The organism is Nitrosomonas sp. TNE100 (assembly GCF_055387135.1).
The window spans coordinates 1,272,984-1,288,571 of the sequence record NZ_AP040997.1; the positions used below are offsets into that span (position 1 = coordinate 1,272,984).

The following is a 15,588-nucleotide window of genomic DNA, read 5'->3' on the forward strand; positions in this document are numbered from 1 at the left end:
CAACCGCTGAAGTTAAAAATCATCAGTAATTGTGCAAGTTTTGAAAAAAAATCTCTCATCCCAGCGCACGAATAAGCATGACCAGATCAAATACACCGCCAGCAAAAAATGTAAGCGCACCAAAAACAGGCAGTATCGCAATTACGTTACACGCTGTTTTCAAGCGTTTGGCCTCTTCTTCATTTTCAAGCTTCATGTGATCCGGAATGGACAAGATGACATAACTGATCAAGCTGAGAAAGATAATGTTTCCGATGCTCAGCGGCAGCAGGTTGGTCAGGTAGATTTCTACCGGACCTAACGTTTGTTGCAGGCAGTAACCACATTTGTCAATCAGCTCAAAGATTATGTCGCGCCTGGCGTTGATAACTTGAAAGAAACTTAACGTGGTATTGACAGCACCCCATAAAGCTACCAGTAGAACAAAAGGCCCCCCCAATTTTTCCATATTGACTCTCTCCTCTCTCAGCAAAAAATTCTACCAGAGAGGGCCGTTGTTGCCATCAGATCCATTCAACCTTGGCGTCTGTCTGTAGTCTGTAGTGGTCTAATTTAAATAGACACCTCGATAGATGAAAAACCACCTGCGTTGGGGGCTGGCCCCAATGCTCATTTGTTTTTACCTTGCTCTGACGACTTCGCCAACATTTTTTACTCACCCTGCCAGAATAGTATTATCTTTGCGAGGTCGTGCTCTTTATCCGTAAGTGGAACATGGTAGGTACGATACAAACCAATGGATATAAAATACTGGACCGCCACCACGCTGCTATGCAACTTATGCTGACAGCAAAAGGGTAAAGAAAGTGCGCACCGTTACTTCTCAGCGTTCTTTTAACCCGACAGAACCAAATTTGTTAAAATTCGCCTTTTTGGAATAAAGTCATGGCGTTACTTGAATTGCGCAATGTTATTCGGCGCTTTGGCGATTTCACGGCAGTGGATAACGTTAGCCTGTCGATTCAAGCAGGTGAATTCTTCACACTGCTGGGCCCTTCCGGTTGCGGAAAAACAACACTGCTGCGCATGATTGCCGGATTCGATGTCCCTGATTCCGGGCAGATTTTGCTCGATGGCCAGGATATTGCTAATACACCGCCCGAAAAGCGCCCTATTCATACCGTCTTTCAGAGCTATGCCCTGTTTCCACACATGACGGTGGCAGATAATGTGGCTTTCCCGCTGAAAATGTCCAAGGTGGCGCCAGCAGAAATCAAAAAACGGATGGAGAAAGCACTGGAAGAGGTACAGCTCTCCCGGTTCACCCACCGCTTTCCGCATGAACTCTCCGGTGGACAAAAACAACGTGTAGCCTTTGCGCGCGGCTTGATCAACCGGCCGCGCCTGCTGCTGATGGATGAGCCGCTTGGCGCGCTGGACGCAAAGCTACGGGAAGATATGCAGCGGGAGTTAATCAATTTGCAAAAAGAAGTCGGCATCACCTTCATTTTTGTTACCCATTCCCAGGATGAGGCGCTGGCGCTGTCACAACGGATTGCAGTGATGAATCTGGGAAACATCGAACAGATTGGCACACCTTCAGCCATTTACGGAACCCCGGCAAACCGCTTCATTGCTGATTTCATCGGCAAGATCAACCTGATGGAAGCCCGGGTAACGCAAATTTCCAACACGGCCATGACGCTGGAAATTAACGGACTGGGAACAACCGTCCTCCCACCCAAAAAAGAGATACAGGCAGGAGATCAGGGCGTGATCGCTATTCGCCCGGAACAGGTAGCAGTACACGCACTGGCGAAGCAGGCAGAAATACCCCATGCCCATACTGGCAAAGTGCTCGACTTTCTCTATGTAGGCGACGTCACCACCTATGTCATCGAGTTGGACAGCGGCATTCAAATCGAAGCGCTGCTGGCAAATTCTTCACCCGGACGCGCACGCTTCTTTGAAGTGGATGATCCAGTTATTGTCAGCTGGCCACAGGAAGCTGCACAGTTTCTGGTGGATCGGCCATGAACAAATTCCGCCTGACACGCTGGTTGATCAGCCTGCCACCGACACTGTTTCTGCTGATATTCTTTGCGGTGCCCAGCCTGATCATGATTGTGACTTCGTTCCGCTTCCCTGGAGAATATGGCGGGCTGGCACCGTTGACTGCGCCGGAGACAACTGCCGCAGAAGGGGATTCTGGTTTGTATGGTATGACGCTCGAAGCCTACCACTTCTTTTTTAGCGATATCCTGTACGCAGAAATTTTCCTGAAATCCTTTGTGGTTGCGACAACTTCCACCCTGATCTGTCTGATTATGGCCTATCCGGTTGCCATGCTGATTGCCCAAAGCGCTAAAAAATACCGCAACCTGATGATATTGCTGGTCGTCCTGCCATTTGCCAGCAATTTTTTGATCCGCATCTATGCCTGGATGATTATTCTCGGGCCGGAATCAGCATTCAGCCATTTCATCAATAGTGTACTCCAGGCCTTTGGCTTTGAGCCGGTCATGATGTTGTTTTCTCCGTTCGCAGTATTGGTCGGAACCGTTTACGTGCACCTACCCTTCATGATTTTGCCGCTCTACACCAATCTGGAAAAACATGATCCGGTGCTGCTCGATGCTGCACAGGATCTAGGCGCAAACCGCTGGCAGCGCTTCTGGCTGGTCACCTGGCCACAGTCACTGCCGGGCGTCTTCTCCGGCTCCGCACTGGTATTCATCCCGGTGCTGGGCATGTTCGCTATACCGGATATTCTGGGCGGCACCGGTGACATTCTGATCGGCAACCTGATCAAGGATCAGTTCCTGGGAACACGCGACTGGCCGTTCGGCTCCACATTGTCCATCATGCTCATGCTGGCCGTGCTGTGTGTGACTGGATTATTCACTCTACTGGCTCGCCCTCGTGTACCCAGGTAAATAAATCTCCTGTTCTGATATGAAACACACCAATCTCACCCTGTGGCTTGCTGCCAGTCTGGTTTATATTTTTCTTTATATTCCACTGGTTATTGTCGTCGTTTACTCGTTCAATGATTCCCGCCTGAATGCGGAATGGGTCGGCTTTACGCTGGACTGGTACTACAAGCTGTTTAATAACCAGGAAATGCTGCTGGCCGCGCGTAATTCATTGATTATCGCTGTCAGCGCCAGTCTGCTTGCAACCATACTGGGAACCATGGCGGGATTAGCCATTCATCGCTACCGGATCAAGGTATTGCCGTTTCTTGCATTTGCACCAATTGCCATGCCGGAAATCCTGCTGGGAGTTTCGCTGCTGCTGTTCTTTCTACAAGTACTGAATCTGACGTTAGGTCTGGTTTCGATCATCATTGCCCACACAACATTTTGTGTTGGTTTCGTCGCCATTATTGTGCGTGCTCGGCTGCAAGGTATGGATGACAGTATTTTTGAAGCAGCCCGCGATCTGGGCGCAACACCCTGGCAAACCTTCAGGCTGATTACTCTGCCGCTGATCATGCCCGCAGTCATCGCCGGGGCGCTCATGTCGTTTACGCTGTCAATTGATGATTTTGTTATTACTTTCTTCACCAAAGGCATTGGTGAACCGATTCTGCCGATTCAGATCTACACCATGATCAAAATTGCTGTTACGCCCGAAGTTAACGCCATTTCTACATTATTCATGTTGTTGACACTGGTATTGATCATCATCGCTAATCGTCTGGATTCCGGCATCTTGCAGGGGGAAAAGAAATCGTGAAACTCGGCTACACCCTGATGGGTCTCTTTTGCCTGCTGATCATCGCGCTGACCGGCTGCACATCCGAAGATCAGGTTGCGGGTGATTTGTCCGGCAAAAATGGCAATATTCTGAGACTGTTCAACTGGAATAACTACATCAGCCAGCAAACAATCGAGCGTTTTGAGCAGACCTGTCAATGCCGGGTGACACAGGACTATTACTCAGATAACGAGGAATTGCTCGCCAAACTGGCAGCTGGTGCAACCGGCTATGACTTGCTCGTTCCAACCGGTGATGCCATGGACACCCTGATTCACCAAGGGGCACTAAACGCGCTGGACAAATCACAAATTCCCAATCTGAAGAATATTGATCCAAGCTATCTGGGAACTGTGTTCGATCCGGATAACCGCTACTCTGTCCCCTATGCCTACACCACGACATTAATAGGATTTAACCGTGAAAAACTGGCCGAACTAAACCTGCCTGCCGATAGCTGGGCGATCATCTTCGAGCCTGAGTATTTGAAAAAAATCAAGGGACGTATCACCGTACTCGACAGCCAGCGCGAACTGATGGCAGCCGCACTCAAATATCTGGGCTATTCCGCTAGTGATACTGATGAAAATCACTGGCAGCAGGCAAAGGCACTGATTATCCGGGCAAAACCTTACTGGGCCGCTTTCAGCAACACTAGCTATATCCGCGAACTGGCAATTGGTAACCTGTGGGTGGCTCACGGCTATTCAAACGATATGTATCAGGCTGCACTGGATGCAAAAAAAACCGGACGCCGCTTTAGCGTGGATTTTGTCATTCCCCGTGAAGGCGCAGTGCTGTCACTCGACAGCATGGTGCTCCATCACAGTGGCCATCGTCCTGATCTGGCCCACCGCTTCATCAATTTCATGCTGGAAGGTAAAAACTCCGCTGAACTGACCAACCTGACCGGTTCCGGCAACCCCAATCTGGCTGCTCGGCCCTATATCCATCCTGAAATTATCGCCAATCATGCTATTTTCCCGGATACAGCACAACTGTCCCGACTGGAAATGCTGCATGATATCAATCACACACAACGCCGGCTGCTCAGCCGAATCTGGACAGAAATCAAACTGAGGTGAAAGCATGAGCTATTATCAACATCACGTTTTCTTTTGCGTTAACCAACGTGGCAACTGTGAAGGCTGCTGTAATGATTATCACGCCCAGGCAATGCGCGATTACGCCAAGGCGCGCATCAAAGAACTCAAATTAAGCGGCAAAGGGAAAATACGCATCAACAATGCGGGTTGTCTCGATCGCTGCAACGAGGGTCCGGTTATCGTCGTCTACCCGGAAGAAGTCTGGTACACCTACGTTGACCAGGAAGATATTGACGAAATTATCGAATCCCATTTGAAAAATGGGCAAATCGTCGAACGCCTGAAAATCTGATCACCCCTTATCCGGAAATAACGAAAACCTGCAAAAATCACTCCGCTATCACGGTAACAACGGCAAACCCAGTTCTTTCAGAAAGGCGTTATGCTTGTTTTTTGCAGTTTCAATTTTCTGTACTAATGCAACCAGCTCATAAAACTTCTGGATAAAAAAACTTCCCCACGCCTGTGGGGAAGACGCAGCTACCAGTTTTGCTTTTTCCATACCAGCAGAAACACCCCCACGGGCGTGGGGAAGACGCCTCAATCGTGGAAGCAGGACATGAAAGAGCAGAAACACCCCCACGGGCGTGGGGAAGACGGCTTAATATCAAAGTTAAATAGCGTCCCGACAGAAACACCCCCACGGGCGTGGGGAAGACGCTTGCAGAGATTCCCAGTACAGCTTGTAATAGGAAACACCCCCACGGGCGTGGGGAAGACTACCTTAGAGGTCAAGTGGTTATGTAGCCATCAGAAACACCCCCACGGGCGTGGGGAAGACGTACCATTGGTATCCACGCCATACAAGGACATAGAAACACCCCCACGGGCGTGGGGAAGACACAACCGCTGGAACATCATCAATCGCGCGACCAGAAACACCCCCACGGGCGTGGGGAAGACCAGAAGATTCTGCCTTCTTCATCTTTTGCTCGAGAAACACCCCCACGGGCGTGGGGAAGACACCACTGGTATGGCGCGCGAAGACATAGACTTAGAAACACCCCCACGGGCGTGGGGAAGACGTTATCCTTCAGGCTCATCACAGAGAATCGATAGAAACACCCCCACGGGCGTGGGGAAGACCTAGGGTACATTTTTCTATATCTCTTTAGGGCAGAAACACCCCCACGGGCGTGGGGAAGACTCCGCTGGTAGATCCACTACAGCTACTTATGGAGAAACACCCCCACGGGCGTGGGGAAGACGTATACAAGTAGCAATATTCCCAAGGTAGGAGAGAAACACCCCCACGGGCGTGGGGAAGACTCGAAAAGGAATGGCTGTCGTACTCCTGGGTCAGAAACACCCCCACGGGCGTGGGGAAGACGATCCGTATATCGTGATAGGGGTACAGTAAGTAGAAACACCCCCACGGGCGTGGGGAAGACACGTTTCAGTCTAGTTATACCAGTATGGAGCGAGAAACACCCCCACGGGCGTGGGGAAGACTTGATTTCCTCCAGGGAGGAATCGTCAAGCGAGGAAACACCCCCACGGGCGTGGGGAAGACATTGCCCGCTGCGTCTGCTTTGATTAGGGCTTGGAAACACCCCCACGGGCGTGGGGAAGACGGTTATTTTTTTAATTCCCCGTGACCTCATCCAGAAACACCCCCACGGGCGTGGGGAAGACTTCCATTTTTGGAGCTGGCAGCGCTTCTTGCCAGAAACACCCCCACGGGCGTGGGGAAGACACACTCCAAGTGCCAGTGCCATGCCAACAACTGGAAACACCCCCACGGGCGTGGGGAAGACCCCCTACGTTCATCTTGAGAGAGACGGTATCAAGAAACACCCCCACGGGCGTGGGGAAGACTTAATTTAATAGTACTCTTGTCTACAATCCCTAAGAAACACCCCCACGGGCGTGGGGAAGACGCGCGCCATTTGCTGCTGGAACGCCATCTGCTGGAAACACCCCCACGGGCGTGGGGAAGACGAGCTGACACACCTACATTTGATAAATCATGCAGAAACACCCCCACGGGCGTGGGGAAGACCATCATACGCGACGAGATTATATCCTCCCAGTGGAAACACCCCCACGGGCGTGGGGAAGACCCATCCGCGCTCATGGCAACCAGAGTAATCGTGGGAAACACCCCCACGGGCGTGGGGAAGACCCAGGTGGCCATATCTCAGAACCCTGCCAACTAGAAACACCCCCACGGGCGTGGGGAAGACTGAGATCAGCTCTTTCAATGCTTTGATTTTTCAGAAACACCCCCACGGGCGTGGGGAAGACAGCAATATATTGTTAAAGAATGCTGTTTTCAGACTACATTTAGTTATTTTCCGATTTTCAGGGTTTCAACAATTAACTGTAATCCGGAAACATTAATCATTGGTTTACGTGGTGGGCCGATGCAGCGTATTTCAAATCCAGGTGGCTGTGGTACTGAGCGCACCATTAGCAAACCGGATTCTGGTGGGCAATGCTTGTAAAGATAATCCACCACGGTGGACGCTACTGAATCCTTGATGCCTGATACAAAAACATTGGGTCGAGGTTCAATGAACCATAGTTTCATACGTCCACGCACAGCGGGTGGCAGATCATTTGCGAGAACGACGAGCACGGTCACCTCCTAATATTACAGTTACATCGTCCCCCACCTTAGCCAACAAATCTATTTCAACTACCCGTTCGCGAAATTTTGCCGCTACCTGATGCTTATCGTAGCGCCCAGCCAGTTCACGAGTCATGAAAAAAGCCAAGTCAATACACAATGCCTCTTTATACAAATCAGCCAGATCGTACACAAAAGGCAAGGGACTACCGGAATGGATAAAGCCTATATGCGGCGAGTAGCCCATGCTGTGCACCGCTGAGCACAAAATTCCATAAAGAGCTGCATTGGTGGAGGTCAGGATCTGGTTGGTCAGGTCACTGGTCTCAAATTTTCCTGGCGTAAAACTCCGTCCTTTCCAGCCAACCTGATATTGCTCGGCCTTTTGCTGGTATAAGCTGCGTACACGACTGCCCTCCATGCCCATCATTTCCTGCAACGTCTTACCTTCCAGGTCAGCATCGGGAAAGCGGCGGGCAAACATACGTCGCGCGACTTCAATAGATTTTTTAGGATCTGCCGAAAGCTCAATTTGCTTTTTTAGGTTACGTGTATCAGCGGTGGGCAAAAAACCTGCAGCATAAAATAGTAAAGAATCTTCGCCTACCCAGCAAACGGAACAGTTAGCTGCCGCAGCGGTTTTGACAGCATCATGTGTAATACTCGTGCCTGGACCAAGCAATAATGTATTGAGTGTGGCTACAGGCAGTGGTACTACATTATTGTTTGAATCAATCCATTTAATGCTACTGTCATCAATCTCCAACCGTCCTCGTTCCAGGTATAAGAAAGGATATTTATCCTTGATCTGAGGTAAAGATTCACGGGTAACTTTGACGAATAGTCGTTGTCCTTCTGCCATACTTGCTACTCCAATCGCTGCACACTGACGCGCCGGTCGCGGTATTTCTTGTGTTCACCAAACTGCAATGGCACATCATTCAGGGTCAATACCTCGCCGTCATGTTCGCCCTGCAATATGCGCAGTGCAAAAGTACGTTTTTTTTCATCTGCCAGCTTCTGCCCCGCAGCCAGAGCCTGTTCAGCACTGTCGAAAATACCTTGATAAATAAATTCGCTGGGTACGCAGTTTTTGCGCCCCAGATACAGATCCCACACTGGCGATTGCAAGGCACCGGCAGCCTCCTGCACCAATGCTGCCGGTGCCTGCAGGGCGACAGCATACGCCATGTCTTGCAGGTAGTAGCGGTAGGTCATTTTGGTGCCGCCGCCCATGGCTTTGCCACCGTCGCTTTTTTTGGGGATTAGCAGAGTTTGCCAGGGATCTTGATCGTCATAGCCGTTGCCGATCATATGAAAATCCCGTAACAAGGGCTGGCGTAGCAGGGGTTGGCCTTTAGCATCCTGCAGCACATAAGCTACTACCCGCATATCCAGATTAGCCCAGGCTGCCAGCCACTCGGCCTGTTCATCCCCCGCGCCACGAGCACAGCAGATCAGCCCCAGTACGCCGGACTTGGTGGGAAAGTCCAGGCTATCACGGCGGCCGAATTTGGAATCATGCCCCCAAGCTTGCAAGGGGGATTCCAGCCAGAGTAAAAGATAGGGATCGTTCATAAATCTACATGACTCTGCAGGGCGGAGACCAGGTTGTCGATACTGAAGTTCTCATTTTCACCCCAATCGTAGGCGGCCACTTTGCCAAACAGCGAGCCGCTGAGTTTTTCTTTTTTGTCGAGATAGGCTTTCAATTCATCGATGCTGGGCAACAGATAACCCTCACCTTTGGCTTTTACTGGCTTTTCAAAAGACACTTGCAAACGTTGTCCCTTGCGTACCAGCACACGGGCAAATTCCCAGTTACCAGCGCCAGACATTGTCGTCTGCCGTGCATTTGGAATTGCCGAATACAGCGCTTGGGTGAAAGCAGCAATAGCTTTTTTCAGTTCCTCTGCACCCAGGGTTTGTGCCAACTGACCTAAATCCAGACTAACGTAGCGGTAGTAGGTGGCAGAGTTGAACTCCAGGCTACCCATATGAGCTGATCCTGGCTCCATCTGCAAATCATCGAGAGCAGTGAAAAACTCTACCTCGTTGCTGACTTTATGCGTGGAAATAGCATGAGCAAAAGAAGCAGCGGCTTCCACGTTCATTTCTGCAGCTTTGGCGACCATGCGGCCAAAAAGAGCAATATCCAACGCGTCCACTGCCGGGTTGAGTGCCTTTTTAGCAATCTTGGCCAGCTCCTTATCTTTGAATGTGCTGGCATCAAAGCCGTTTTCCTTGGCGTACTCGGCAAAGGCTGCCGCTTCAGTATCGCTGATAAACAGTAAGGTATCGTCAATAATCAAATCGGCCAATTTCTTACCGCACTCTTCTGCCTTGGCTTCTTCTGCGCCAGCAGCCTTACAGGCGTAAGCAAAGACAGTAGCAGCCTGCTTGGTGCGCATCGCCAACTTGATGCCAAAATTACGCATCGCCAGCCTTACCTGCCGCTTCCAGCATTGTGAGCTGATGCGAGCACGGGTAACGCCACCGACCACAGCTGTCTTGGGTGCACCCACATCGTCGCGATTGAGGCAGGTAACGGGAAACGATTGCAGGATGTGGTACTCGATGCGGGTATTGGTGCAGGTATTGCTCATAAGTTGTCTCCTGATCAGGCAAAGGGGTTATCAATAAGGGGAATGATTTGCAACAGGCCGCAGCCAAAGGCACGACCTCGGCCGATACCTTGAGCAAAACTTTTCTGAAACAGTGTTTGATCAGTGACTTGTAGTTGGCCGCTGATATGAGCCTGAGCCAGGGTCACAGGGTTCTGCGCTTTATCGTTGAATTGCAGCACATCAATACGATCAACCTGCAAATGTTCAAGTGACACGGCAAAACCCCAACTAGCCGGCGCGCGCTCAGCAAACCAGGTGGCTACAGCTTCACGCCCCTTGAGTGGAATAAGCTTGCCGCTGCGGCTTTTCTGTTCAGAGAAAGATTCACGTCGTTTCGGGTCACGCTTTGTAGGGTTAACAATTACCTTGAAACGATAACGTTCGTGCGTCAGAAAATTATCGTTAATCGGTTTGCTAACCACCTGGCCGTGGCCACCTTCAGCCTGTTCGCTGGGAATGCGATTGGCCAACAGTAAGATTTTGCGGCTATTAAAGTCACCACCCTGATCAGCATACAAAATGCCGCTGGATAGGCTAGCGGCCTTCTCTGCCCTACTGCGGCTATCTTCATAGAGGCTGTACACCACGCGGTGCAGAGAGTAGGAGTCGGTGATGCGCAGCGCCTTGATGGCAGCACGGTCCAGATGAAGGATACTGGCGGTTAGGTTCATGCGGTGCCTCCCGTTTCTGCCTGCCTGTCCGCTGATCGATCATAAAATTCCTGCGCCCATTGCACTTTGCTTTTTTGTGCATCAAAGGCAAAACGGCGTAATTGTTGTAACAAACACACATAATCCAGCGGCTGCGTTACCCGGCTGTCGATAAGCGTTAGAATCGGACGCAAAATACGGCACAATTCCGGCAGCTCATCGCAGGCCAGCACGCGGCGCAGTTTGGCCTTGGCTTGATCGCTCTGGTTGCCATCGGCGTAGCAGGCTGCAATGGCTTGACCCAACTTCAAACTACCGTTGCGATCGGCTTTAGCTTTCGCCAGTGCAGAGGCCACGGTGACAAAAGGCAGGCGCTGGTATTCTTTTTCCAAATCAATGCCAAAACCCGCCAAAAACTCCCAGCTTTGGTATTCGGTAGCGGGGTTGTCGGCACGGCGCAAACGGGCAGCCATACCCTTATCCTGTTGCATGCGGACAAGCAGGTAATTGACAAAATTTTCTTCACGGCTGACGGGACGAGCAGGCGTTTCCGTACTCATGAATTAATCCTCCTGTTTCAGATATTTACTGAGATTGGGGCGACACTTGGCCCAGGCGTCCAACTGGCGAGCGGTTTCGCTGGAGCAAAGGCGGTTGTAAGCCTGGTGGACATAATCAGCAAAGCACAGGCGCAATTTTCTGCGCCGGATCTGGCTTGCTTCATCTTGATCGCAGTTATCCACCAGGGTTTGAAAGTCGCGTTCGCACAGTTGCCAGAAAAGATTAGTGGCCTGGGCGGCGAGTTTGCTGCCATCAACGAGCTGGGATTTGAAGTAGGCCATGACGCAGCCGTAAAGTGTTTTTGCAATCGTATCCAGCGCAGATATTTCAGTTTGAAGCTGGGCAAACCAGAGAGCACCTAACGTACTGCTGTGCAGCCAGATCTGGGATTCAACAAAATCATTACTGCCAGAAACGTATTGCTCACCAGCATTGCTGCTCACACACAGGCCACCGGACCAAAGTGCAAAGCTTTCAGTGACATCACAGGCACGATCAAGGCTGGCTTGAATTTGCCAGCATTGAAACCCCTGGTTTCTTTGCTGTGAAATGAAACTGATCAAAGCTGTTAATTCTCGCCAAGGACGTTTTTCAGGATTAACCCACAATGCTTTGGGATCTTTACCCGAGTAATCAATAGCCGTTGTTGGATCTGTAAGGCCGTCTTTGTAGCTTAAATGTAGCAACCCCTCGGAATAGTGCAAGCCATCCTTGACCAGCAGGCAAAAACGAGACAGCGGGATAAGACGTCCCATCAGCGATTGTTTGAGCTGCTTGGCAATGGCGCAATCTTCACCCTCCGGCATCTGTTCCCAGGGTGCAATACCACAACCTTGAGGAAAAAGATTGATCTGCGCTATTTGCTGATGAGTGAACAGGTTGAGCCACAGACTGTGCCACAGATCGTGCCCCAACAGAAAATTGTGTAGCAGTCCCATGTGGGCTACTGCAGGCCCAGGTTTACCGGTGGATGGTTTGCCTTTGTCATTACTTTTACCAGCATAGCCTGTGCTCAAAACCACGCTGTTGTCCGTTTTTTTTCCGCCCAAAGCAAAGCTCATCAAATTCACCAGTAACAAAGCTCTTTCTGCATCATCGGGAGCGCGTTCCTGCTGGGTTTGGGTCAGTACAGTGGTATTGCCGGTGGAAATTTCCGGTTGCACCGCGCCATAACTTTGCAGGTTTGCCTTGGCAATCGCAAGCATCTGCAAAAATGGCTTTTCTCCATACAGCCAGAAACGATCGTGCCATTTATCCAGATAGGCCAAGCAGCGCTGCGCCAGGCCCCTTGCACCCAGTGCTTTCCATTCCTGTTCATCTTTAGGTGTGCAGGCAGCTTGGGCAATGGCCAGTAGCAGCTTCATTAGGGCGATTTTCTGCACTGGATTACCGCCCAGGGCACGATATTCCGAATTGCTGAAAATCTGCTTGAGGCTCACCCGTCCTACATCGGCCACAGGCAACCAGGGTTTGTCGATCAGGTTGAACCGGTTTTCCAACATGTTTGTCATCAGATTCTCCATTTCAATTTTTCACTACCCGGTAACCCAGCTCATCTCGGTATTCCAAGGTATGGCGATCATGCGTAGACGCGCCGTAGAGACCTTGCAACCGACCTGTCTCATCAACCAGAGCCAGACGCAGCAAGCTTTCGTCATCTGCCCAGTTGCGATCACCCAGATAAAAGCAATGGTGAAAGCCCAGTTTCTCCAGCAGCTCACGAGAAGGTGCCAAGGGCGCATCCTGAGCACGTACTGGCACAAGTTGCTGCATTAAATAGGCAGTGAGGGCCTTCCACTGCGGTTTTGTTAGTTTGTGGCGCTGAGTAGGTAATTCCAATATTTTCCTATCCAGCGAGGTTAGGCGGGTAGTTTGGCTGATTTCGTCATAAAACAAACAGCGTAATAACAGCACTTCATGGCTGTCATTTTCGCTATAGCGCGTTTGCGCCTGGGATTCAGGCAAGGTTTTGCCATCTTGCGCCAAACCAATGCGTGCCAATTGCTGCAAGGCAATCCGGCCTTTACGCGCGTTGCGGCCTTGGGTGCCGTGATCCAGCTCATACAGCCAGCGCACCATCTGTCCCTGCTCATCACGACTGGCATAGCTCGCTTCAATCAGGCGTCGAATATCACCGGGCAAGACAAGCTGCTGGATGGACTGCCATACCTCCAGGCTACGACACAGTACGTAGGGCGCATAGACAAAAGCACTGGCACCGAAGCTGCTGATAGGCGATTCAGTAGCGCTAGCCAAATCAGGAGCTAGTAGCCAGGCTTCGCAAATTGCACCTGCAGCGCGCGGCGTATCAGCGTGGCGCCACAAACGACCCATGCGCTGCAATAGCATGTCTGTAGGTGCAAAGCGGCTGACAAGAAAGTCAGCATCAATGTCAAGTGACTGCTCCAACACTTGGGTGCCAACCAAGATACGTCCTTGCTGGTTGCGGATTGGCCAACCGGGTTTGCCAAATAAATCCACCCAGTGATCTTCGATAGTTTGGCGGTCAATGGCGGTAAAACGCGAATGCAACAAGCCACAATCCAGACCCAGCTCACGGGCACGAGCCGCCAGATCCAGATAGCGTTGTTGAGCTTCATTCACTGTGTTTTCTATCCACAGTATCTGCTGCCCTTGCGCTGCACGATCAAGCGCGGCTTGCACCGCCTTGGCTTCGTCTTGCAGCAAAATAATGTTGACTCGCGTATCGGCAGGCGGCCCAACGGCCAACTCATGTACTGCCTGCCCTGTGCTGGCAGCGGTAATCAGCGGGTAGGCGTTGCTGGTGAGCTGAGTTTTGAGCAACTGGCTACGGCGTTCCTGATTGAGCGTGGCGCTCAAAATGATCACCGTACAATGCAGGCTGCGCAGTAGTTCAACCAAGGCATCGAGCAAAGTACCAGTGTAGACGTCGTAGCTATGCACTTCATCGAGAATCACCACCTTACCCGCCAAGCCAAAGGCACGCACAAAACCGTGTTTGACGTTCATGGCAGCCATCAGTGCCTGATCGATGGTGCCCACAGCAAAGGGAGCGAGTAACCCGCGTTTAGCCCGATCGAACCAAGCACCACCGGGACGCCCCTCCTCGCCCATTTCCATTGTTTGCAACCAGGCTTTACCATGCAACAGCAAGGCGTGACGATGCAAACAGCTGGGTGCAAGAATGCGCTCTAGAAAGTAATTGAAGCGTTGGTAAATTTTGTTGGAGGTGAGCTGGGTAGGCAGAGCAAAGTAAATGCCGCAAGCTTGGCCAGATTGGAGCGCCTGATAGGCAGCGTATAACGCTGCCTCCGTTTTACCCAGACCCATGGGCGCCTCCAATACATAAACACCAGGTTCTTTCACAACTTCAATTAGCTGATTTTGTACTGCACGTGGTGCAAAACCAAACACTTCGGCGAAGCTCAAACTCTGTTGATAAACGGGAGGAATAAAACCCGCTTCATCCAGGGCACGTTCGATATTATTCTGCCAAGGCTGTGACGGATCTTCAAAATGCTGACCTGAACCGATCCAGTCGGCCACGCTGGTCAAGCCCGCCACCAAGCGAGCTTGCTCTGGCGAAGAAATTTGTGGCCAATCCATACCAAGCCGCTGCTTCAGCTCATCCACCAGTGCACTGCGTTCCTGCAGCCAGGCAAGACCACCGAAAAGCTCGGCATCAGCGCGTTTGCCGGCGATGGATGGAGAAAAACCATGGTGCTGGCCTAGAATCTCGGGTACCCATTGCGGCGCGTGGAGTGCCTTGGCTGTGACCTGGCTGATACCGGCATGGCCACCCCATTGCCTTTCTAAGTCAGGATTGATTGGCAAGGCCGGCAGCCAGGTCACAGGCTTGGTGAAATACCGTCGCAGCTTTTCCACAAAAGTTGGGCTGACCTTACCAATATCGTGGCAGGCAGCGGCAAAGGGAGCATTAACGGGAAAAATAGGCCGTAAAGCCAAGGGAATACGAGCAATCAGAGCCCTGGCTACTTCACCGACAATTTGGCAGTGCTCTGGCACTGATCGACCGGGATTAACATAACCGTTATCACGTTGATATGTTTTTGCAGGACAGCTCGCAAATGGAATACAGGGAAAATTGTCTGAATTTCCAGATTGACGTCGTCGCAACATATTAAATTTTGTTTGTCATATTAAATAATCTATCTGGAGATCCTCTGCAAAATTCTGTCATTACGGAGGAATCGCAGGCTGATATGGAACCTAGTGCCGCTGTACCCTTTTGCTGCCTTTCATATCCGTTTACCCGAATAGCCTCTAGCACCCACCGCGTTATACTCACAATTACAATTGCGATGTGGAAGCTATGCAAATTATCCCTGGCATCGCTTAAAACAAATTGTCGAGAAATTCCTGTTGAA

Annotated in this window: 15 protein-coding genes and 1 CRISPR repeat array; of the genes, 5 read left to right on the forward strand and 10 right to left on the reverse strand. The window is 50.9% G+C overall.

The genetic code is table 11. The features are described from left to right. Positions 1 to 55 precede the first annotated feature (55 nt). Entirely contained in the window at positions 56 to 448 is a 393-nt protein-coding gene (locus ACZ5EJ_RS06130) for a hypothetical protein (protein WP_074455637.1), read from the reverse strand. A gap of 437 nt (positions 449 to 885) precedes the next feature. Between ACZ5EJ_RS06130 and ACZ5EJ_RS06135 the strand changes: the two genes are divergently transcribed. The 5 genes from ACZ5EJ_RS06135 to ACZ5EJ_RS06155 are packed head-to-tail and all read left to right on the forward strand — an operon-like array spanning position 886 to position 5,100. Next, on the forward strand, positions 886 to 1,977 hold the full coding sequence (locus tag ACZ5EJ_RS06135) for an ABC transporter ATP-binding protein (protein ID WP_011634386.1): 1,092 nt from the start codon (positions 886 to 888) through the stop codon (positions 1,975 to 1,977). Continuing rightward, positions 1,974 to 2,876 carry an ABC transporter permease gene (locus ACZ5EJ_RS06140; RefSeq protein WP_011634387.1) on the forward strand — a complete coding sequence of 301 codons (903 nt, stop codon included), beginning with the start codon at positions 1,974 to 1,976 and terminating at the stop codon, positions 2,874 to 2,876. The genes ACZ5EJ_RS06135 and ACZ5EJ_RS06140 overlap by 4 nt, the downstream gene beginning before the upstream one ends. A gap of 19 nt (positions 2,877 to 2,895) precedes the next feature. Further along, positions 2,896 to 3,681, forward strand: a complete 786-nt coding sequence (locus ACZ5EJ_RS06145) for an ABC transporter permease (RefSeq protein ID WP_011634388.1) — start codon at positions 2,896 to 2,898, stop codon at positions 3,679 to 3,681. After that, a complete protein-coding gene (locus tag ACZ5EJ_RS06150; protein ID WP_107818392.1) occupies positions 3,678 to 4,787 on the forward strand; it encodes an ABC transporter substrate-binding protein in 1,110 nt (369 codons plus the stop codon). The genes ACZ5EJ_RS06145 and ACZ5EJ_RS06150 overlap by 4 nt, the downstream gene beginning before the upstream one ends. 4 nt (positions 4,788 to 4,791) lie before the next feature. Then, positions 4,792 to 5,100 carry a (2Fe-2S) ferredoxin domain-containing protein gene (locus tag ACZ5EJ_RS06155; protein WP_011634390.1) on the forward strand — a complete coding sequence of 103 codons (309 nt, stop codon included), beginning with the start codon at positions 4,792 to 4,794 and terminating at the stop codon, positions 5,098 to 5,100. A 48-nt stretch (positions 5,101 to 5,148) separates the two neighbouring features. Here the strand turns inward: ACZ5EJ_RS06155 and ACZ5EJ_RS06160 are convergent, their stop codons facing one another. The 9 genes from ACZ5EJ_RS06160 to cas3 all read right to left on the reverse strand — a co-directional run bounded on the left by ACZ5EJ_RS06160 (position 5,149) and on the right by cas3 (position 15,226). Beyond that, the gene (locus ACZ5EJ_RS06160) at positions 5,149 to 5,310 is read right to left on the reverse strand and encodes a hypothetical protein (RefSeq protein WP_439822765.1); all 162 of its coding nucleotides are present in this window, start codon (positions 5,308 to 5,310) and stop codon (positions 5,149 to 5,151) included. Between the two features lie 6 nt (positions 5,311 to 5,316). Beyond that, positions 5,317 to 7,055: a CRISPR direct-repeat array (repeat unit 29 nt; unit sequence AGAAACACCCCCACGGGCGTGGGGAAGAC). Between the two features lie 43 nt (positions 7,056 to 7,098). Beyond that, positions 7,099 to 7,389 carry a type I-E CRISPR-associated endoribonuclease Cas2e gene (gene cas2e / locus ACZ5EJ_RS06165; protein ID WP_074455636.1) on the reverse strand — a complete coding sequence of 97 codons (291 nt, stop codon included), beginning with the start codon at positions 7,387 to 7,389 and terminating at the stop codon, positions 7,099 to 7,101. Next, positions 7,367 to 8,242, reverse strand: coding sequence for a type I-E CRISPR-associated endonuclease Cas1e (gene cas1e / locus ACZ5EJ_RS06170; RefSeq protein ID WP_074455635.1), 876 nt, complete (start codon positions 8,240 to 8,242; stop codon positions 7,367 to 7,369). Before cas1e ends, cas2e begins: the two co-directional genes overlap by 23 nt. 5 nt (positions 8,243 to 8,247) lie before the next feature. After that, entirely contained in the window at positions 8,248 to 8,958 is a 711-nt protein-coding gene (cas5e, locus tag ACZ5EJ_RS06175) for a type I-E CRISPR-associated protein Cas5/CasD (RefSeq protein ID WP_074455634.1), read from the reverse strand. Then, the gene (gene cas7e / locus ACZ5EJ_RS06180) at positions 8,955 to 9,986 is read right to left on the reverse strand and encodes a type I-E CRISPR-associated protein Cas7/Cse4/CasC (RefSeq protein ID WP_074455633.1); all 1,032 of its coding nucleotides are present in this window, start codon (positions 9,984 to 9,986) and stop codon (positions 8,955 to 8,957) included. Before cas7e ends, cas5e begins: the two co-directional genes overlap by 4 nt. Before the next feature lie 14 nt (positions 9,987 to 10,000). Then, complete coding sequence (cas6e, locus tag ACZ5EJ_RS06185) at positions 10,001 to 10,678, reverse strand: type I-E CRISPR-associated protein Cas6/Cse3/CasE (protein ID WP_074455632.1); 678 nt, start codon at positions 10,676 to 10,678, stop codon at positions 10,001 to 10,003. Beyond that, positions 10,675 to 11,217 (reverse strand): type I-E CRISPR-associated protein Cse2/CasB, encoded by a 543-nt coding sequence (casB, locus tag ACZ5EJ_RS06190; RefSeq protein ID WP_074455631.1) that lies wholly within the window; start codon positions 11,215 to 11,217, stop codon positions 10,675 to 10,677. The genes cas6e and casB overlap by 4 nt, the downstream gene beginning before the upstream one ends. 3 nt (positions 11,218 to 11,220) lie before the next feature. Further along, entirely contained in the window at positions 11,221 to 12,729 is a 1,509-nt protein-coding gene (casA, locus tag ACZ5EJ_RS06195; RefSeq protein ID WP_218117867.1) for a type I-E CRISPR-associated protein Cse1/CasA, read from the reverse strand. A gap of 13 nt (positions 12,730 to 12,742) precedes the next feature. Beyond that, positions 12,743 to 15,226: a CRISPR-associated helicase Cas3' gene (gene cas3 / locus ACZ5EJ_RS06200; RefSeq protein WP_218117866.1), complete on the reverse strand. Its 2,484-nt coding sequence runs from the start codon at positions 15,224 to 15,226 to the stop codon at positions 12,743 to 12,745. Between the last annotated feature and the right edge of the window lie 362 nt (positions 15,227 to 15,588).

Coding starts and splice junctions, on each gene's coding strand:
- ACZ5EJ_RS06130 (WP_074455637.1), bottom strand. CDS start 448: ATGGAAAAATTGGGGGGGCCTTTTGTTCTACTGGTAGCTTTATGGGGT.
- ACZ5EJ_RS06135 (WP_011634386.1), top strand. CDS start 886: ATGGCGTTACTTGAATTGCGCAATGTTATTCGGCGCTTTGGCGATTTC.
- ACZ5EJ_RS06140 (WP_011634387.1), top strand. CDS start 1,974: ATGAACAAATTCCGCCTGACACGCTGGTTGATCAGCCTGCCACCGACA.
- ACZ5EJ_RS06145 (WP_011634388.1), top strand. CDS start 2,896: ATGAAACACACCAATCTCACCCTGTGGCTTGCTGCCAGTCTGGTTTAT.
- ACZ5EJ_RS06155 (WP_011634390.1), top strand. CDS start 4,792: ATGAGCTATTATCAACATCACGTTTTCTTTTGCGTTAACCAACGTGGC.
- ACZ5EJ_RS06160 (WP_439822765.1), bottom strand. CDS start 5,310: ATGGAAAAAGCAAAACTGGTAGCTGCGTCTTCCCCACAGGCGTGGGGA.
- cas1e (WP_074455635.1), bottom strand. CDS start 8,242: ATGGCAGAAGGACAACGACTATTCGTCAAAGTTACCCGTGAATCTTTA.
- cas5e (WP_074455634.1), bottom strand. CDS start 8,958: ATGAACGATCCCTATCTTTTACTCTGGCTGGAATCCCCCTTGCAAGCT.
- cas7e (WP_074455633.1), bottom strand. CDS start 9,986: ATGAGCAATACCTGCACCAATACCCGCATCGAGTACCACATCCTGCAA.
- cas6e (WP_074455632.1), bottom strand. CDS start 10,678: ATGAACCTAACCGCCAGTATCCTTCATCTGGACCGTGCTGCCATCAAG.
- casB (WP_074455631.1), bottom strand. CDS start 11,217: ATGAGTACGGAAACGCCTGCTCGTCCCGTCAGCCGTGAAGAAAATTTT.
- casA (WP_218117867.1), bottom strand. CDS start 12,729: ATGACAAACATGTTGGAAAACCGGTTCAACCTGATCGACAAACCCTGG.